We start from the raw sequence: 18,909 nt of genomic DNA, 5'->3' as shown, positions 1-18,909 counted from the left end.
CGAGCGAGCCGCGCGCCGGGATTGCGCCGATGTCGGTGACTGCGCCATTCTGCATCCTGGTGACTCACTGGCACAGGAGAGGACGATGAAAGATCGGGTATTACTGATTACCGGAGCCTCGAGCGGCATTGGCGCGGCCACGGCCCGCGCCGCCGCCCGCGACAACTACAAGCTGGTGCTGGCGGCCCGCTCTCGGGAGAAGCTGAGCGCCCTGGCCGAGGAGCTGGGGCAGGAAAACGTCCTCGCCCTCGGCTGTGACGTCACCTCCATGGACGATCAGCAGGCCATGGTCGAGCAGGCGCTGGAACGCTTCGGGCGCATCGACGCGGTTTTCGCCAACGCGGGACGCGGCGGCTCGCCGGGCGGCTTCAGCGGCGCCGACCACGAGGCATGGCGCGACATGATCCTGACCAACGTCTATGGCGTGGGCCTGACCCTGCAGGCGACCCTGCCGGCACTGCGCCATAGTCGCGGCCAGGTGCTGCTCACGGGATCGGCCGCCGGCCGGGCCACCATTCCCGGCTCCATGTACAGCGCCACCAAGTGGGCGGTCACCGGTATCGGCTACAACCTGCGTGAAGAGCTGCGCGGGAGCGGCATCCGGGTGACGCTGATCGAGCCCGGCATGGTCAACACCCCCTTCTTCGACGAGCCTCCGGAACACGCCCTGGAGGATCGCGATATCGCCAATGCGGTGATCTACGCCCTTCAACAACCGACTCACGTGGATGTCAACGAGATCCTCATCCGCCCCACGCCCCCGGTGGAGTAAGCTCTCTCCTTCCACCACTTTCGTTACCCTTCATCGCTGCCTGGCTTCACCCGCCAGATCCTGGGCCATGGATGGCCGCAGCTCCCCTCCAGCACGGGCGTCATCGGACGCGCTCCGATCGAGCCCCTCGGTATCCAGACGCAACCGGAAAGATCGACCGGTGGCCGGATAGCGAGCGCGTTCTCGGGCAGGGCATGGTGCCAAGAAGCTCGAGCAAAAAGTCCAACGTCGAGACGACGGGACACTGGCAAGATGAGCCTTCTCAGAAGCATTAATGATGCCTTCGCCTGTCCAGGTATCAGTCCAATACCGCTTACCAGCCTCAAGTACCAATTTCATGATGCCAATGGCCAGACGATCTCTCGTCAGCCACCGGATATCTCCTCCCAAACCTCTGAAACGACGAGGTTTTCCTTTGTATGACGGATCATTCACCGATCATCACATTTACCACCGCTCTGTAACATGACTTTACAATAAAGAGAGAGCCGCCAACACTGGGAACGGCAGGCATTGGACAGTGATCGCCATGCCATCGATTCGCCACTTTCCCCTCCTTCCGGCATGGGGGCGGTCATGCTCATGTTCTGAAGGGGCTGGGGCGAGTTGCATCATGAAATGACATCATGACAAGCGGGCCAAGACCCGTGGTATCAGCAGGCTTCGCAGGGCCCTGATCACCATCAACGATGGTTGCCAGCAACCATAAGGACAACTGATGATGGAGTCATCACGGCAGATCATGGCAATCGGAAATCACTCGGCCTTTCAGGCCACCATCGAGGAGCTCTCACACCAGGGCTGGTCAGTTTTTCACCCCGAAAGCCTCCCTGAAGCCCTGGCGATTATCGGCAAGCATGATTGCAGGATTGGACTGGCCTTCCTCGAAGAAGACACCGCATCGCTACCCCTTGAAATGGAACGAGCCTCAGAGTTGGCGGCGCTTCACTGGGTCGTGCTCGTCGAGGATGTCGAGCGGTTGAGTGACAAGGCTCGCGACCTGATATACAGCTATTGCTTTGCCTATCGCGCCGCCCCCCTGGATATCCACAGCGTCAACGTGCTCCTCGAGGGGGCGCTGGGCATGGCCAAGCTGCAGGACCGCTACGATGCCTACCGAGAAGGCCATCAGAATGATGACTTGCGCATGGTTGGCGATACACCGGTCATGCAGTACCTCTACCGCACCATTCATAAGGTGGCCTCCGTCGATGCCCCCGTCCTGATCACCGGAGAGTCGGGGACCGGAAAGGAGCTCACCGCACGGGCGATTCATGAGCTATCGTCTCGACGCCAGGGGCCGTTCAACGTCGTCAACTGCGGAGCGCTTCCCGCAGGACTCATTCAGTCGGAACTCTTCGGCCATGAGAAAGGCGCCTTCACCGGGGCCAATCAACGCAAGACCGGCATCATTGAGAATTCACAGGACGGCACGCTCTTCCTAGACGAAATAGGCGACCTTCCCCTCGATATGCAGGTCAACCTGTTGAGGTTTCTTGAGACCCTGACGGTATTTCGCGTCGGCGGTCTCAAGGAGATCCCCGTCGATGTCAGGGTCCTGGCGGCGACCCATGTCGACCTCGAAAAGGCCGTCGAGAGGGGGGAGTTCAGAGAGGATCTCTTCCATCGCCTCAATGTCCTGCAAGTGCAAACTCCCGCCCTCAGGGAGCACCCGGAGGATATCGAACCGCTGGCCAACTTCTTCTTTCATCGCTTCTCTTCTGACAAGCCGGCGAAGGTCAGGGGCTTCAGCCATGAGAGCCTGGTGGTGATGCGACAGCATCGTTGGCCGGGGAACATACGCGAAATGGTGAACCGGGTAAGACGCTCCATGATCATGTGCGAGCATCGCCTGATCAGCCCCAGCGACCTGGGACTGGAACGGCGCAATGGCCATTCCCGCGACACCGACTCCCTCCAGCAGGTCCGCGACACGGCGGAGTGCGAGGCGATCAAGGCCGCGCTGGTCCGCAACAAGCACAAGGTCTTGCACGCGGCACGGGAGCTCGGCATCTCACGGGTCACGTTGTATCGACTGCTCGAGAAGCATGGCATCGACAGGAGCGGCGGCTCGGACGAGACGACGGGGGCCTTTCCATCGACATCCAAGACCATTCAACTAACCTGAACATGAGCCGGGGATGGGGCCGCTGCCAGCCCATACAGCGGTGCCCCGGGGGACAGGTTGATGTGATCGGGATCATTGCGTGCCTTATCACGCTGCGGGTGAGGTGCGAGACAGGCAATAACAACAGGAAGGAAGCCATGAGCTCAGGAACCACGACCCTCCGCTATGCTGCTGGCCTTATCACGGTGCTTGGCTGCCTGCCGGCCCTTGCCCAGGAAGCGGCCCAGGACGCAACAGAGCAAACGCGACAGGAAGCGATACAGAACGTTCGGGGCAAACCGGTGGGGCAGGCACCCGAACCGCAGGATGAGCGACCGCAGATCCAAGCCGCCGCCGAGTACGGAGGGGTGCTGACCCCCAAGGGTCGGCTCATCCTGGAACCCGAATTCCAGTACTCCCACGAAAGCATCAACCGCATGACCTTCGAAGGGGTCAGCGTGCTGAGTACGCTGCTGATCGGGGTGTTCACGGCCCAGGACGTCGATCGTGATAACTATACCGCCTCGCTGACCGGCCGCCTGGGCTTCACCGATCGTCTGGAGCTCGAGATGAAGGTGCCCTACGTCTATCGGGACGAGAACGAGCGGGTCAATGTCCCCATCGAGGATAGCCAGGACGACGTCTTCAGCCTCGACCGTGAGCTCTCCGGCGACAGCCTGGGCGACATCGAGCTGGCGGCCCACTATCAGCTGAATCGCGGACAGAACGGCATGCCCTTCTTCATCGGCAACCTGCGCTACAAGACCACCACCGGCAGGGGCCCCTTCGATATCGATCGCGACAGCTCAGGCAACCCGCTGGAGCTCTCGACCGGCACGGGCTTCCACTCGATCGAACCCAGCATCACCATGCTGCTGCCCTCGGCACCGGCGGTCTACTTCGCCAACCTAGGCTATGTCTTCCACCTCGAGGACAGTGTCGACCAAAGCCTGACAGACGTCGAAGGGGATAACATCGAAGTCGGCGACGTCGATCCAGGCGATGCCGTGCGCCTCAGCTTCGGCATGGCCTATGCGATCAATCCGCGGACTTCCTTTACCCTGGGCTACAAGAACGATTTCATCGGCAAGACCAAGACCGAATACGTTAATACCATCAATGGCAGCACGACCCAGGTAGAGTCGCAGACGCTGAATGTCGGCTCGCTGCTGCTGGGCTGGAATTACTCGCTTAGCCAGGACGTCAATATCAACTTGGGGCTTGAGCTCGGCATCACGGAGGACGCCCCAGACACCACCCTGACCCTGCGTATGCCCATCGGCATGAACGTCTTCTAAGCTGACACGCACGGAGCACGGAGAGACGTCAACGCAGGGAAAGAAAAGTAGTAGATTCAACAGTAATGAGGCTGCCCGTAAAAGGCAGCCTCATTGTTTGCTCTGTGGCTCGATAAAAGAACGATGGGAAAGTCAGGCAGTGTCAGCGCAGGATGCCGGAGAAGGAATCCACGATCGCTGCCCGTTTCCTGGCAGCGTCCAGGGCACCCATGTTGTTGAGGCGAACGTTGATATCGATTCGCTGCTGGATGTTTCTGCTCGTTGCGTTGCTCACCACGCCGCTGATGATGGCATCTCGAGTGATATTGTGCAGGGCGGTGGTAAAGCCCTTGGCATCGTTCAAGGCAACACCCGAAAAGTCGGCGAGGCCCGTCAGATCTACACCGCCAGGTGTCACGTTGGTGACCGAGACCGCGCCGTTACCTATCGGTATCGCCGCCCCGGCAGGATCACGGAAGGTCTGGGAAACGACATTGGCGCCTGCCTGGGTGAAGTTCACGACGGAGACCATCTCGACACGGTTGTCGATCAGCGTCTGCAGACGGGCGCCGAAATCCACATCGAGCCCGCCAAAATTGAAGCCGGCGCGCATCTGGCCCATTTCCTCATCCGCGATCACGGTGCCGCGATAAAAGCCGTCCTGCGCCCCTGAAGATTGCGAGACCTCCTCATAGAACCTGTCCTCCCCATCATGGACCGCTGCAGGCGCCACGGGAGAAAGCGTTGCGGCCTGAGAGGCAGCCGCCACAAAAAGCGCCGCCGCGCAGGCCCACCCAAGCCGGCTTGCCGTCGCTTGTCCAAAAGCCCGAGAGTTCATCGTGTCATCTCCTCGTTACCGACCCAGTTCGTTGTACGCGGGCAGGGTCAGCAGACTGGCCCCGACGCTCGAGCGATTCACGCCCCTGGCCAGTGGGGAGTCGGGGCGCACGGCCCAATCCTGGTCATGGTTGAAATTCTGGCGGGCCACTTCGATCTCTGCGCGAGCACCGAGTACCGACCCGTTCCACAGATTCTCGAAGTGCTCGCGAGGCACCACCAGGGTACCGGCGGCCGGATCCCCCACCAGGATATTGTCGCTATCGATCCCCTTGACGACGACGAAATGCTTGTAGCCCCCGGTGTTCACCATGGTGATGGCCGGCACGCCGATGCGAATGAAATCATCCAGCGAGATCCGGAAACCATCGGCATTGAGCCCACGGCCGTCCAGATAGCGTTTCATGTCGAGCATGGAAAACCCATGTCGCTGGATCTTCTCGGCGTCTCCGGCGCGAATCATGGTCTCGAAGACCTCGGCCTCGGTCGTGTCACGCTGATAGTGGTAGGTCAATAAGGTAGCCACAGCGGCCGACCCACAGCTGAAGTCATACTCCTGACGAATCACCCTGTCCCAGCCCTTTTCCTGCAGGCTCTTGGCCTCGACCTGAAAGTTGCCGAACCGACTGGCGATGGTCACCTGACCGGCGATGGCGTCCATGCTGCCCGCGATGAGCAGCAGTGATGCCAAGCCACAGCAAAGTCTCCGATGCACGTTCATGGCGAATCATCTCTTGGTGAGCGTGTCTAGTGACGGGCTTTCGTCGGGCTAGTCGGCGATGAACACACTGATTCCCACCGCGTTATTGATGGAGTTGCCGTTGCCGGTGACGGCGCTGAAGATGCCGGTGCCACTGTAGCTGCCCAACGCTTCCGGCGCGAAGGTGATGTTCCCCGACACCATGTTTCCCCCGATATCGAAGGAGGTGTCGTTCACCGACGCCTTCATCTTCTGGACGCTCTTGACCGTGTTGATATTGACGATCCTCTGCCCTTCACGGGCCCTGGCCAGCTCCATGGTCGTGAGGTCCAGCTGCTCCATGGCCGCAAAGCCCTCGGAAAATCCCTCAATGCGGCTATCACCGACACCGACGCCGCTCCCTACCACGGCGGCTTCTTGATACAGGGTGGTGGTTGTCTCCGCCTGGCCGTTCGACGCCCCCATCGCCAGCAGCGCCGCGAGGAGAAATGAGGCCGTCACCGTGTGGCGATGATGGCTACTGCCAGGGCATGAACTGACTGTCGTACTCTTCATAGCGTGAATCATGGCGTGAACTCCTGAACTCCGGTCCATAGGGACGTTTCATCAAGGAGCCAGTGGAGTGACCCCCACCGGCTCCCGACTCTTGCGTCGTATCAGCGCATCATGCGCTCCGGATCAGTTGCCGATGCTCACGTTGCTGTGAGCCGCCACGCTGGTGCCGGACAGCTGGGAGTTGTAGAGGCCGGTGGACACGTTCATGTTGTTGATGCCACCGAACACTCCGCCACCCACGGACACATTGGCCGCACCGGTGGCCAGGCTGGCTGCCCCGCCGTTGCCGCCATCACCGCCAGCGCCGCCATTACCGGCGTAGGCATAGGCGTTGCCGCCGGTGCCTTGGCCGCCACCGCCGCCGCCGCCGTTACCGGCGCCGCCGTTACCGCCGGCTGCCGTGGCCGTGCCGCCGTTACCGCCAGCGCCACCGGTGCCGGAGCCTGAGCCGTTGCCGGAACCGGAACCGGAACCGTTGCCGGCGGTGCCGCCCGCCACTGCAGAGCTGGCGTTGGCATCACCGTTGGTGCTGTCACCGTTGGTGGCATCATTGGTGTTGTCGTCGTCGAAGTCATCGGCATTGACAGCGGCATAGCCATCGGCCGCTCCGCCGTTGGCGTCGGTATCGTCGTTAGTGGCATCGGCGCTGCCGCCATAGCCATAGCCTTCGCCATAGCCTTTGCCGTAGCCCTTGGCCTTGCCGCCATCGCCACCGTCGGAGCTACCGGCACTGGCGTAGCCGCCTTCGCCGCCGTCACCTTCGCCGCCGTTGCCGCCGAAGCCTTCGCCCCAGCTAGTAGCACTGGCGGCACCGCCAGCAGCACCAGAGGCACCACGTGCTCCGTTACCGCCGAAGATGCTGATGCTGGAGCCACTGACATTAGAGTCCATCTCCTGCAAGGAGATGACGCTGGTCGAGGTATTGTAGGACTCGCTCATGGCCCAGGCATCGCCACCGCGACCGGTGGAACCGCCGGTTCCACCCATGCCGGTGCCTGCGCCGTAGCCGCCGGTACCTGCACCACCGTTACCACCATTGACGGTGTTGTCGTCGTCATCGTTGACAGCGGCATTAGCGTTACCACCGTAGCCATGTCCACCGGTACCGTTGCCGTTTCCATTACCACCAAAGGCGTTGCCACTATTGCCCCCGGTCGCCGTGGCGTTCGAGGTCACGGTCTGATCAACCTCATCAGCAAAACCAGCGCTGGGGTTGGCATGCGCCGTGGAGATGGCCATCACCAGGGCCAGCAGGGGCGTACCCGCGAGTACAAGATGCTTTTTCATGATCATGTCTCCATTTGTTGTGTCTGCTGCAGCCTGCGAACTCGCGCCATCGTCCACAACTCGGAGTGCTGGACCCTTGAATGACGCTTCCCGCTCGCAGTCGTAAAGACAGGAGCAGGAAGCGTGCCAACGCCGTCTCGCCGCCGATGTAAGCAACTGTAAGAGTAAGAAATTTATAAATCTCGGGGACTTCCAAGACGATGGGGAGGTTAGGCGACCCGTTTGTAGCGGAACTGTGAGTGCATCATGTCCTGAACACAGGGCCGGGAGAACTGCCCGGATACGCTGTTATTCTCATGCAGAACAATTCCTTAACGACGTTCTGCAAAGTGACTCGAGAACGTTACAGTGCCTGGGAGCCAGCCCGTCGAGGCGTTGCTTCGATCGGCAAGGCGGCGCTGCTCGTGGAGGGGATACAGGCGTCAGCCGGGGCATTGGCTGGCTGGTCGCTGCCCCGCCACGCCAGTATGCTGAACGTGATCCTAGGCAGTCGCGTGCCGGCTCGCCGGCCGATGGAGCGGACATGAGCGAAAGAAAACGCATCGATCTGGCCCTGCAGGGGGGCGGTGCTCACGGCGCCTTCACCTGGGGCGTCATGGATCGCCTGCTCGAGGACGAGCGCATCGAGATCGAGGGCATCAGCGGCACCAGTGCCGGGGCCATGAACGGCGTGGTGATGGCCGACGCCCTGACCCGTGGCGACGAGTCGACCGCCCGCCAGGCGCTGCGTGACTTCTGGCGTGCGGTGAGCCGAGCGGGCATGGCGAGCCCCGTGCGTCGCACCCCGCTGGATGTGATGACCGGCAACTGGAGCCTCGACCACTCCCCGGGCTATCTCGCCCTGGACCTGATGAGCCGGCTGGTCTCGCCTTACCACTTCAACCCCCTCAACCTCAATCCACTGCGCGACATCGTCGCCGAGCGCGTCGATTTCGACCGAGTACGCGCCTGCGAGCATCTCAAGCTCTTCGTCACCGCCACCAACGTGCGAAGCGGCAAGCAGCGGATCTTTTCCCGGGAAGAGATGAGTCTCGATGCGGTGATGGCCTCGGCCTGCCTGCCCACCGTCTTCCAGGCCGTGGAGATCGACGGCGAGGCCTACTGGGACGGCGGCTACATGGGCAACCCCTCGCTCTCGCCCCTGCTGCACGACTGCACGGCGGGCGACATCCTGATGGTACAAATCACTCCCATGCATCGTCAGGAGCTGCCTACCAGCGCCGCGGACATCCTCAACCGCCTCAATGAGATCACCTTCAATGCCGCGCTGATCAAGGAGGTACGCATGATCGCGGTGCTGCAGAAGCTGCTCGGCGAGCATGACATCGACATCGGCTGCTATCGCGATGCCAGGCTTCATCACCTCAGTGGCGACGAGCCGCTCTCGCACCTCTCGGTGTCCAGCAAGCTCAATGCCGAGTGGGCCTTCCTGTGCCATCTGCACGACCTGGGGCGCGCGACCACCGAGGCCTGGCTGGACGATCACTTCGAGGCGCTGGGCAAGCACTCCACGCTGGACATGGAACGCATCTTCCAGGAAGTCGAATCCGCTCGCTGAGCCAGCGTTGATGGCTCATCATGATATTGCATTGCAGCATCCATGAACGGCGTCCATGCTCGAATCAGGCCGGTACTTCGGCGGCCCCGACGACCACCAGGACACCAGGAGGTGACACGACACCTATCGAGCGGGACGACAACGCTTGCGCCCTTGTCACCTCCCTGACATCGCGCGCCGGCAGTGTCGACACCATGACACCAGGAGAACTGCGCCGATGGTACGCATCGACAAGAAGGCCACCCGGCTCTACGTGCTGGACACCAACGTCCTGATCCACGACCCCGCCGCCCTCTACCAGTTCGACGAGCACGAAGTCGTCATCCCCATGACCGTGCTCGAGGAGCTCGACAAGCACAAGAACGGCATCCGCGAGATCGCCCGCACCGCCCGCCAAGTCAGCCGCACCCTCTCGGACCTCACCGCCAACGTCGATATCGACCAGATTCGCGACGGCATTCCCATCCCGCGACTCGTCGGTCCCGAGGGTCGACTGCGCCTGCTCTGCTACAACGACCTGAAACCGCTGGACCCGCTCGAGGAGAGCCCCGACAACCGCCTGCTGGCCGAGACCTGCCGACTGCGCGACGAGCGCCCCGACGCCTCGGTGATACTGGTCACCAAGGACATCAACCTGCGGGTCAAGGCGGCGGCCCTGGAGGTGCCGGTCGAAGACTACCTCACCGATCGCGCCTTCGACGACAGCGACGCCATGATCGACGGCGCCCGGATCTATCCCGATGCCGGCCACGACGGCAGCGGGCTGTGGGACAGCCTCGAGGTAGACGTGAAGGTCGAGCGCCAGGATCATCGCATCGTCTATCGTCTGGCCGGCGACATGCCTCGCGAGTGGCACCTGGGGATGCTGGTGTCCGACAGCGACGAGAGCGCGAGCTTCGAGGCCATCGTGCGCGAGGCGGGACCGAAGCACGCCCACCTGGAGCTGCTGACCAACTATCGCCATGGCGCCAGCGTGTGGGGCGTGCATGCCCATGACAGCCGCCAGAACTTCACCCTCAACCTGCTGATGGACGAGGAGATCGACCTGGTCACCATCGCCGGCAGTGCCGGCACCGGCAAGACCTTCATGACCCTGGCCGCCGCCTTCCAGCAGACCCTGGACAGCAAGCGTTTCGAGCGGATCGTCTTTACCCGGGCGCCCATCACCATGAGCGAGGACATCGGCTTTCTGCCCGGCACCGAGGAGGAGAAGATGTCGCCCTGGATGGGCGCCTTCCATGACAACATGGATAACCTGCTGCGCGACGAGCACGACGGCAGCAGCACCTGGAACCAGGAAGCCACTCGCCAGCTGCTGGCCTCACGGGTCCAGATCCGCGCGCCCGGCTTCATGCGTGGACGCACGCTCAACGATACCTTCCTGATAATCGACGAGGCCCAGAACTTCACGCCCAAGCAGCTCAAGTCGCTGATCACCCGGGCCGGGCGCAATACCAAGATCGTGTGCCTGGGCAATGTCGGGCAGATCGACACCCCCTACCTCACCGCCAACACCTGCGGCATGGCGGCGGTGGTCCAGCACTTCCGCGACTGGCCCCACGCCGGCCACGTCACCCTCAAGAGCGTCGAGCGCTCACGCCTGGCCCTGGCCGGCGAGGAACTGCTCTGACCCGTACGGCTATAAAGGAAGCGACCTGAACGCCGAAGGGCCGGCGCCTCACGGCCCGGCCCTTCCTGATGGTCCACCACACGGTGGCCCGCCTCGCGGTGATCCGCCTCGCGGTGGCCCGTCAGGCACCGCGGTTGACCGCCTTCTCGATCAGGGCCTCGCTCTCGCTGCAGGGCCCCTTTCTCAGCACGGACTGTGCCTCGTGCCACAGGCAGACGAAGCGATGGCAGGAGGCGCAGTGCACCTGATCATCGGGATTCTTGACGCTGGAGACTCGCATCAGGTGACTGCCGCAACTCGGACAGGCGACAGGCAGGCGAAAGTCTTCCGACAGGGACATGGCATGGCTCCTCGGGTTGCGGTGTAAGTGATCCCTATCCTGCCGATCTCGACGGCGTTTCTCCAGCCATTCGGCACCCGATCAGCGGATGTGTTCCTCGGGGTGAGGGTAGCCCGGCGCCGGGACGAGGCGATTGCGTCCCTCGTGCTTGGCGCGGTAGAGCGCGCCGTCGGCCTGGGAGAGCGCGAGCTCGAGGCTGCCCTGCGGGGGCATCACCGCCAGGCCCAGGCTGACCGTCACGTCCAGTATCTCGCCCTGCACGTCGAGCTCAATCGCCTCCACCGCGGCGCGCAGGCGCTCCAGCACCCCCCAGGCTTCCTCGGGCGAGGTGTCCACCAGCATGACGGCAAACTCCTCGCCGCCGATGCGCGCAAAGAGATCGTAGGGGCGCAGGCACTCACGACAGGTCGTGGCGAACGTCTGCAGGGCCAGGTCGCCAGCGGCATGGCCGTGGGTATCGTTGAGCCGCTTGAAGTGATCGATATCGAGCATGGCCAGGGGCACCGCCCGACCATGACGCGCGGCGAGGGCGCGCACGGCCTCGCCGTAGTCGAAGAAGGCGCGACGATTGAGCACCCCAGTGAGCATGTCGGTGCTGACCAGCTTCTGGGTGCGCTGCTCTTCCCCCTTGCGCGCGGTGATATCCAGCAGCACACCGTCCCACAGGGTGTCGCCGTCGTGCTGCCGTCGAGGCGTGGCCCGCCCCTCGATCCAGCGCACGTCATCACCGAAGACGAGGCGAAAGTCCAGCGTCCAGGGCGCCAGGCTGACCGCCGACTGCGCCAGGCTCGTGCTGAGCCGCTGACGATCGTCGTCGTGGACCCTCGCCAGCAGTGCCTCGGCGCTCTCCATCCCGTCCCGCGACGAGAGCCCCGCCAGTGCCTGGAGCCCGGCACTGAGGTAGCGGAAGTCGAGATCGCCCCTCGCCGACTGGCGTAGCTGGAAGACCACGCCGGGGAGCCGGTCGAGCGTCCCCTGCAGGGATTCGAGCCTGGCATGATCGTGCAGGGCACCCTGATGCAGGTCGGTGATGTCGTGCAGGGTCACCAGCAGACGCAGCGTTTCCCCCGGCCGAGTCTCCAGTGGCTGGAAGACGCCCTGCTGATGGCTCTCCTGCCCGTCGGCCCGGCGACACCGCAGCACCCCTCGCCAGGGAGAACGACGTGCCAGGCAGCACGCCAGGGCCCGGCTAATATCGCCGTGCAAGGGATCCACGTCCAGGCAGGTGACGCGACGACCGAGCATGGTGTGGGCAGGGTGACCGCTGTAGCGCTCGAAGCCGGGATTGACGCTCAGGATGACGCCGTCGGCATCGAGGAGCATGGCCACACCTGGGAAACCGTCCAGCAGCGACGAGGCCAGCGAGGCCTGCCGCCTGCGGGACGAGGTCCAGTGCCGCCAGTGATCCCTGATGCCTGCCATGCCCACCGTCCCGGGCTTCCCCGCGTCGATCATGAAGGATCTCCTGCCCCTCGTTCATCTCACAACCTAGCCCAGGATGGTCGAGGACACATGTCCGAGGGTTCGACGGTTCGACGGGACGACGAGCGGGCTACAGCCCGAGTCGGTCCGCGACGTAGTCGGCGTCCTTGTCCCCCCGGCCCGAGAGGTTGACCAGGATATGCCGATCGGCGGCCAGGGTCGGCGCCGTCCTCATGGCCCAGGCCACGGCATGGGCGCTCTCCAGCGCCGGAATGATGCCCTCGATCCTCGACAGCGTCAGGAAGGCCTCGAGACACTCGTCGTCGGTGGCACTCTGGTAATCCACTCGCCCCAACTCCTTGAGGTAGCTGTGCTGGGGGCCCACCCCGGGGTAGTCCAGTCCCGAGGCGATGGAGTGCACGGCCATCGGCTGGCCCGCCTCGTCCTCCAGCACGTAGCAGGCCATGCCGTGAATCTCGCCGGGCCGGCCCAGGGTCAGAGTGGCGGAGTGCCGTGAGGTATCGAGACCTTCACCCGCCGGCTCCACGCCCACCAGGTGCACGTCGGCGTCGTCCAGGAAGGCGGTGAACATCCCCAGGGCATTGGAGCCGCCGCCCACGCAGGCAGTGACGTGATCCGGCAGGCGACCGTGGCGCTCGAGAAACTGCTCCCTGGCCTCGCGGCCGATGATCGCCTGGAAGTCACGCACCATCTTCGGGAAGGGGTGCGGCCCCACGACCGAGCCGATGGCGTAGATGAAGCGATGCGGATCCTTCAGGTACTCCTCGAAGGCGCTGTCCACGGCATCCTTGAGGGTCGCGGTGCCCCGGGTCACCGGCACCAGCGTCGCCCCCAGGATCTTCATCTTGGTGACGTTGGGGTGCTCTTTCTCGATGTCGACCTGCCCCATGTGGATCTCGCAGGGAATGCCAACAAGCGCACAGGCCGTGGCCAGTGCGACGCCGTGCTGGCCGGCGCCGGTCTCGGCGATCACCTTTGTCTTGCCCATGAACCGGGCGAGCAGCGCCTCGCCGAGGCAGTGGTTGATCTTGTGGGCACCGGTGTGGTTCAGATCCTCGCGCTTGAGATGGATCTGGGCCCCGCCCAGCTGCCGGGAGAGCCGGCGCGCATGGAAGATGGGGCTGGGGCGTCCCACGTAGTCGGCGAGCAGATCAGCCAGTTCGCGCTGGAAGTCCTCACGATGGCGGATCTCCTCGTAGGCGGCGTCGATCTCGTCCATCACGGCCTTCAGGGCCGGCGGAATCTGCTGGCCGCCGAAACGGCCGAAATAGCCCTGAGCATCGGGAAGCTGGGCAAAGGGAGAGGCATTCATGGTCACGGTCCTGGGGGCATGCGGCATAACGTCATGCCATCCTGCCCCGGCCCCATGCCCCTGTCGAGGCGACCTTCGCCGAAGCGTCAGGCGGCGAGCCAGAGCCCCAGGTTGAGCAGCGCGAGACTCGCCAGCAGCAGCGCGACGTTGAGGCCCAGCAGCGGCAGCAAGGGGGCGACCCCGCCCTCCTCCACCTCGGTTGGCAACCGCCAGAGGCCCACGATGAGCCGCAAGGCCGCGGGCGCGGCGAGCCACATCCACCACGCCTCGGCGGGCAGCCAGCCCACGGCCCAGGCCAGCGGGACCACCAGGAAGGCTCCGAGCACCAGCACCGCTACCAGGCGTGACGCCCGCCGGGCGCCCAGCACGATCGCCAGGTGATGGCGCCCCACCCGGCGGTCGGGCTCGATGTCCGGCAGCTGGTTGGCCAGCAACAGGGCGCTGACCAGCAGGGTCGGCACCGCCGAGACGGCCAGCGCCGTGGCAGAGAAGCCGCCGGTGAGGGCATGGTTCGCCCCGACCACCATCAGCGTGCCGAAGCCCAGTCCCGGCGCCACCAGGCAGAGCAATGGCCGGCGAGTCAGCCAGCCGGTATAGGCCACCACCAGCGCCAGGCCGAGCAGGCCGTAGGCGAGCAGCACGGGGCCGGCCCGCCACAGGCACCAGCCGCCGATGACTACGACCCCGGCCAGGCAGGCGAGCGCGGCACGCTGCACCGCCCGGGACGCCTCGGGATGCGCGGGCAGCGCGCCGCTGCCGCCGGAGAAGGGCGTGCGCCGGGTGGTGGCATCGAGGCCGCTTTCGAAGTCGTGATGCTCGTTGAAGAGGTTCACCGCGGCGTGGGCCAGCAGCGCGGCGAGCAGCACCAGCAGGATCGCCCCACCCTCCGGCGTCCGGCCATCGAGCCAGGCGCTGGTCACCGCGAGCCCCGCGCACAGCGGCGCCAGCACCAGGAAGTTGGGACGCGCGCATCGCCAGCAGACGCGCAGCACGCCCGCCGAGGAGGCGGAAGCCATCACGCGAGTGTCACGATCGGGCACGGCCGGCGCTTCAGCGCGCCAGCCGCTCGGCCAGCCAGCGGCCGATATCGCTGATCTGCTGGGGGCAGAGCGCATGGGCCATGGGATAGCGGCGGTAGTGCGCCGGATACCCGAGCGTCAGCACGCGATCGTACCCGGCCTTGCCCAGCGACTCGGGTACCACCGGATCGAAACTGCCGTGGTGGACCTCGATCGGCAGCGCGCGATTGGCCTCGGCGAGCGTCACGCTGTCGGCGGTGGCGAAGTAGGTAGAAAGCGCCAGCAGGCCGCCCAGCGGCGCCTCGAAGGAGAGCGCCGCCTGGTAGGCCACCGCGCCGCCCTGGGAGAAGCCCGCCAGGATGATCCGGCGGCTGTCGATGCCGTGCTCGATCTGCTCGCGCACCATGGCCTGGATGCGCTCGGCGGAAGCCAGCAGCTGCGGCTCGTCGATCTGGCGGTCGAGGCTCATCTCCTTGATGTCGTACCAGGCCGGCATGGTCATGCCGCCGTTGACGGTCACCGGGAGGCGCGGGGCATGGGGCAGGATGAAGCGCACCGCGGCCTCGTCGGGCAGGGGCAGCGCCGGTACCAGCGGCTCGAAGTCGCGGCCGTCGGCGCCCAGGCCGTGCAGGATGATGACGCAGGCATCGGCCGGCTGGCCGTTTTTCGGCTCGATGATCAGTTCGCCGGGATGGTTCATTCAGTCGCCTCCAGGGCCGTAAATCGGGTCGGTCGAAGGACGACACCCTACCGCAAACGCCGCCCGCCGGCGAGCGCGCTCAGAAGGGCCAGAACAGCGGGATCAGGGTCAGCGCCACCAGGGCGATGAGCAGGTTCAGGGGGCCGCCGAGGCGCAGGAAGTCACCGAGGCGATAGCCCCCGGGCCCGTGCACCATCAGGTTGGTCTGGTAGCCGATCGGCGTCAGGAAGCTCGCCGAGGCGGCGAACATCACCGCCACCACGAAGGGCATGGGACTCACCCCCAGGCTCTCCGCCCCGGCCATGACCACCGGGAAGGTGATCACCACGGCGGCGTTGTTGGTGACCAGCTCCGTGAGCAGGGCCACCAGCAGGTAGCTCCCCACCAGCAGCAGCCAGGGATTGCCGTCGGCCAGCGCCAGCGCCAGGCCGGCCAGCGTGGCCGCGGCGCCCGAACTCTCGAGGGCCGCCCCGAGCCCGAAGGAGGCGGCGATGGTCAGCAGCACCTGGGTATCGAGCCCGCGTCGCGCCGCCCCGACCGAGCAGCAGCCGGTGGCCAGCGCCAGCAGCGCCCCGAGCATGGCGGCCTTCATCATGCTCATCACCCCAAAGGTCGCCAGCGCCACCACGCCCGCCAGGATGGCCCAGGCCAACCAGGCCTTCTCGTGGACCGGGCGCGCGGCACCGTTGACCTTGCTGATCAGCAGGAAGTCCCGCGACTGGCGATGGCGCTCGATGAAGGGCGGCCGCGCCTCCAGCAGCAGCACATCGGCGGGTTGCAGGCGGATCTGGCCGAGGTTGCCGGCGACCCGCTCGCCACCGCGGCAGACCGCCAGCACCGCCGCGCCGTAGAGGGTGCGAAAGTGGCCATCGCGAATGCGCCGGCCGATGAACTGGCATTGGCCGGAGACCACCGCCTCCACCAGGCGGCGCTCCTTGAAGTCCTTCTCGAGGCTCGAGGCGCCCTGGCGCGTCGGCACGAGTCCGCGAATCTGCTGCAGTTCCACGGCGCCCTCGCTGGTCCCGGCGAACACCAGCCGATCGCCGCCCTTGAGGTGCTCGCCGGGCCCCACCACGCTGACGACATTGCCGTCGCGCTCGATCTCGACCAGAAACAGCGCCTGCAGGTGGCGCAGGCCGGCCTCCTCGACCGTGCGATCCACCAGTGGGCCATCGGGCGCCACTTCCATCTCGATGGTGAACTCGCGGGGATTGTCGAAGGCCGAGGCGGCGCCTCGCCGCGCCGGCAGCAGGCGCGGTCCCAGCAGCAGCAGATAGAGCAGCCCCACCAGGGCCACCGGCACGCCGACCCAGGCGATATCGAACAGCCCCATCGCCAGGGAGGGGGCGCGATCGACGAGCAGGCCGTGGACGACCAGGTTGGTGCTGGTGCCGAACAGGGTGATGGTGCCGCCGAGGATCGAGGCGAAGCTGAGCGGCATCAGCAGGCGGTGCGCCGGGACGGCGACGCGCCGGCTCCAGCTCAGCACCGCCGGGATGAAGGTCGCCACCACCGGCGTATTGTTGAGCAGGGCGCTGAGCGAGGCGACCGGCAGCAGCAGGCGCAGCATCGCCCTGCCCTCACTGCGGGGGCGCCCCAGCACGTGGCGGATGATCAGGTCGATGCCACCGGTTTCACGAATGCTGGTCACCAGCACGTACATGAAGGCCACGGTAAACAGGCCCGTGCTCGAGAAGCCCGCCAGCGCCTGGGCCGGTTCGATCACGCCGAGGGTGAGCAGCAGGATCACCGCGCCGAGCAGCACGATGTCGGGGCCGACGCGCGAGAAGGCCATCAACGGGAAGACGGCGATCACGGTGGCAAGGGAGAGCCAGGCATCCAGCGGCATGAGGGGGATCCGGTCACGACAGAACGAAGCCCATTGTGAACGCCGACAGTTATTCTAAAAAGTTATTTTTAGAAATCTAGAAATAACTTTTTAGAACATAGAGGCCGAATGACCGCCCACGCAAAAGGCCCGCTTTCGCGGGCCTTTCTCGACTGCCGTCAGGCAGTCACATCAAGATCGGTCGACGTTCAGCCGATGACCTGGATGTTGGAAGCCTGGAGGCCTTTCTTGCCCTGGGTGACGTCGAAGGAGACCTTCTGACCGTCTTGCAGGGACTTGAAGCCTTCTGCCTTGATCTCGGAGAAGTGAGCGAACAGGTCGTCACCGTTGTCGTCCGGAGAAATGAAGCCGAAGCCTTTAGTGTCGTTGAACCACTTGACGGTACCAGTAGCCATGATCGAATTCCTCGAATAGCGTTAGATTGTGCCGGGAAATACCCGAGTTGCAGTGGGTAAAACAAGAAACTTTCACCGGGAAATCGACGCTATGAGCTTTCGATGACCGCTTGGACGTTCCAATTGCTAACCAACTGCACGCATAGTGCGCCGTTGCCGGGCACAGGTCAACACTATTTTGCACTGGAGACATTGTTTGCCGACGGCCCGAGCCCCCTTCGATAGCGTTGCGCCCGAAACTTGAGACCGCCCCCCGTCAGCGGTGGCGAAAGACGGGGGCGCGCTTCTTGACGAAGGCGCTCATGCCTTCCTTCTGTCCCTCGGTCGCAAACGCCGCCTGGAAGAGCAGACGCTCCTGACGCAGCCCCTCGGCCAGCGGGGTCTCGAACGCGGCGTTGACGGCCACCTTGGCCATCTTGACCGCCGGCATGTTGTACCCGGCGATGGTGTGTGCCGCCTCGAGGGCGTTCTGCAGCAGTTCGTCCTTCGGAACAATGCGCGCCACCAGGCCGGCATCCTTGGCTTCTTGAGCGCCAATGTTCCTCCCGGTCAACACCAGATCCATCGCCAGGGCCTTGCCGATCGAGCGAGCCAGGCGTTGTGAGCCGCCGATCCCGGGCAGGATGCCCAGCTTGATCTCCGGCTGGCCGAACTGGGCGTCTTCCGAGGCGATGATAAGGTCACACAACAGCGCCAACTCGCACCCCCCGCCGAGTGCGAACCCGCTGACGGCGGCGATGATCGGCTTGGACACCTGCCGGACCTGGTCCCAGGGCGACAGGAAATCATCCATGTAGAAGTCGGTGAAGGACTTCTCCGCCATCTCCTCGATGTCGGCCCCCGCGGCGAAGGCCCGGGGACTGCCCGTGATGACGATCGCGCCAATGGCCGGGTCAGCGTCGAAATCGCGAAGCGCGGCCAAGGTCTCTTCGGCCAGTTGGCGATTGAGCGCATTCAGGCTCTTGGGCCGATTCAGGGTGATCAGCCCGACGCGTTCGCGCCGTTCGACGATGATCATCTCGGGCCCCTTGCTCTTGGAAGATGAACCGGACACAGCGGCTCCCTTGGGGTCTTTTGTCTTGACATCATTGGCTTGGGACATCTCGATTCTCCAATATGCGCTAGGGA

General features: G+C 64.5%; 17 protein-coding genes. 5 read left to right on the top strand and 12 right to left on the bottom strand.

What is annotated here, in order from left to right:
• Positions 1 to 85 precede the first annotated feature (85 nt).
• The 3 genes from ACGTNG_RS11675 to ACGTNG_RS11665 all read left to right on the top strand — a co-directional run bounded on the left by ACGTNG_RS11675 (position 86) and on the right by ACGTNG_RS11665 (position 4,177).
• Positions 86 to 772 (top strand): SDR family oxidoreductase, encoded by a 687-nt coding sequence (locus ACGTNG_RS11675; RefSeq protein ID WP_394577189.1) that lies wholly within the window; start codon positions 86 to 88, stop codon positions 770 to 772.
• Positions 773 to 1,490: 718 nt separating this feature from the next.
• Entirely contained in the window at positions 1,491 to 2,900 is a 1,410-nt protein-coding gene (locus tag ACGTNG_RS11670; RefSeq protein ID WP_394577188.1) for a sigma-54 dependent transcriptional regulator, read from the top strand.
• A 62-nt stretch (positions 2,901 to 2,962) separates the two neighbouring features.
• Complete coding sequence (locus ACGTNG_RS11665; RefSeq protein WP_394577186.1) at positions 2,963 to 4,177, top strand: transporter; 1,215 nt, start codon at positions 2,963 to 2,965, stop codon at positions 4,175 to 4,177.
• A 142-nt stretch (positions 4,178 to 4,319) separates the two neighbouring features.
• On the opposite strand, the gene ACGTNG_RS11660 is transcribed toward ACGTNG_RS11665, so the two are convergent.
• The 4 genes from ACGTNG_RS11660 to ACGTNG_RS11645 form a co-directional block, all read right to left on the bottom strand.
• A complete protein-coding gene (locus ACGTNG_RS11660; RefSeq protein ID WP_394577185.1) occupies positions 4,320 to 4,994 on the bottom strand; it encodes a hypothetical protein in 675 nt (224 codons plus the stop codon).
• A gap of 15 nt (positions 4,995 to 5,009) precedes the next feature.
• Positions 5,010 to 5,684, bottom strand: a complete 675-nt coding sequence (locus tag ACGTNG_RS11655) for a C39 family peptidase (protein WP_394577184.1) — start codon at positions 5,682 to 5,684, stop codon at positions 5,010 to 5,012.
• A 78-nt stretch (positions 5,685 to 5,762) separates the two neighbouring features.
• Positions 5,763 to 6,260 carry a hypothetical protein gene (locus ACGTNG_RS11650; protein WP_394577183.1) on the bottom strand — a complete coding sequence of 166 codons (498 nt, stop codon included), beginning with the start codon at positions 6,258 to 6,260 and terminating at the stop codon, positions 5,763 to 5,765.
• Positions 6,261 to 6,371: 111 nt separating this feature from the next.
• The gene (locus ACGTNG_RS11645; protein WP_394577182.1) at positions 6,372 to 7,535 is read right to left on the bottom strand and encodes a hypothetical protein; all 1,164 of its coding nucleotides are present in this window, start codon (positions 7,533 to 7,535) and stop codon (positions 6,372 to 6,374) included.
• 523 nt (positions 7,536 to 8,058) lie between these two features.
• On the opposite strand from ACGTNG_RS11645, the gene ACGTNG_RS11640 reads away from it, so the two are divergent.
• Both ACGTNG_RS11640 and ACGTNG_RS11635 read left to right on the top strand, forming a co-directional pair.
• On the top strand, positions 8,059 to 9,093 hold the full coding sequence (locus ACGTNG_RS11640) for a patatin-like phospholipase family protein (RefSeq protein WP_394577181.1): 1,035 nt from the start codon (positions 8,059 to 8,061) through the stop codon (positions 9,091 to 9,093).
• A gap of 217 nt (positions 9,094 to 9,310) precedes the next feature.
• A complete protein-coding gene (locus ACGTNG_RS11635) occupies positions 9,311 to 10,723 on the top strand; it encodes a PhoH family protein (protein ID WP_394577180.1) in 1,413 nt (470 codons plus the stop codon).
• A gap of 121 nt (positions 10,724 to 10,844) precedes the next feature.
• Here ACGTNG_RS11635 and ACGTNG_RS11630 read toward each other — a convergent pair whose 3' ends face one another.
• From ACGTNG_RS11630 to ACGTNG_RS11595, 8 genes are all read right to left on the bottom strand, one after another.
• A complete protein-coding gene (locus ACGTNG_RS11630; protein WP_394577179.1) occupies positions 10,845 to 11,063 on the bottom strand; it encodes a hypothetical protein in 219 nt (72 codons plus the stop codon).
• A gap of 81 nt (positions 11,064 to 11,144) precedes the next feature.
• Positions 11,145 to 12,518 carry a sensor domain-containing diguanylate cyclase gene (locus ACGTNG_RS11625; RefSeq protein WP_394577178.1) on the bottom strand — a complete coding sequence of 458 codons (1,374 nt, stop codon included), beginning with the start codon at positions 12,516 to 12,518 and terminating at the stop codon, positions 11,145 to 11,147.
• 97 nt (positions 12,519 to 12,615) lie between these two features.
• A complete protein-coding gene (trpB, locus tag ACGTNG_RS11620; RefSeq protein ID WP_394577176.1) occupies positions 12,616 to 13,818 on the bottom strand; it encodes a tryptophan synthase subunit beta in 1,203 nt (400 codons plus the stop codon).
• Positions 13,819 to 13,904: 86 nt separating this feature from the next.
• Positions 13,905 to 14,834, bottom strand: a complete 930-nt coding sequence (locus ACGTNG_RS11615; RefSeq protein WP_394577174.1) for a prenyltransferase — start codon at positions 14,832 to 14,834, stop codon at positions 13,905 to 13,907.
• 34 nt (positions 14,835 to 14,868) lie between these two features.
• Positions 14,869 to 15,537: an alpha/beta hydrolase gene (locus ACGTNG_RS11610; RefSeq protein WP_394577173.1), complete on the bottom strand. Its 669-nt coding sequence runs from the start codon at positions 15,535 to 15,537 to the stop codon at positions 14,869 to 14,871.
• Between the two features lie 79 nt (positions 15,538 to 15,616).
• Positions 15,617 to 17,386 carry an SLC13 family permease gene (locus ACGTNG_RS11605; protein ID WP_394577171.1) on the bottom strand — a complete coding sequence of 590 codons (1,770 nt, stop codon included), beginning with the start codon at positions 17,384 to 17,386 and terminating at the stop codon, positions 15,617 to 15,619.
• A 188-nt stretch (positions 17,387 to 17,574) separates the two neighbouring features.
• On the bottom strand, positions 17,575 to 17,781 hold the full coding sequence (locus tag ACGTNG_RS11600) for a cold-shock protein (protein WP_040185674.1): 207 nt from the start codon (positions 17,779 to 17,781) through the stop codon (positions 17,575 to 17,577).
• Between the two features lie 256 nt (positions 17,782 to 18,037).
• A complete protein-coding gene (locus ACGTNG_RS11595; RefSeq protein ID WP_444875022.1) occupies positions 18,038 to 18,883 on the bottom strand; it encodes an enoyl-CoA hydratase in 846 nt (281 codons plus the stop codon).
• Positions 18,884 to 18,909: the final 26 nt, after the last annotated feature.

This window comes from Halomonas sp. B23F22_3 (assembly GCF_043496965.1).
In the GTDB taxonomy this organism is placed as follows: Bacteria; Pseudomonadota; Gammaproteobacteria; order Pseudomonadales; family Halomonadaceae; genus Halomonas.
The sequence above is the reverse complement of the archived record's forward strand: the minus strand, read 5'-3'. Positions and strand labels throughout refer to the sequence as shown.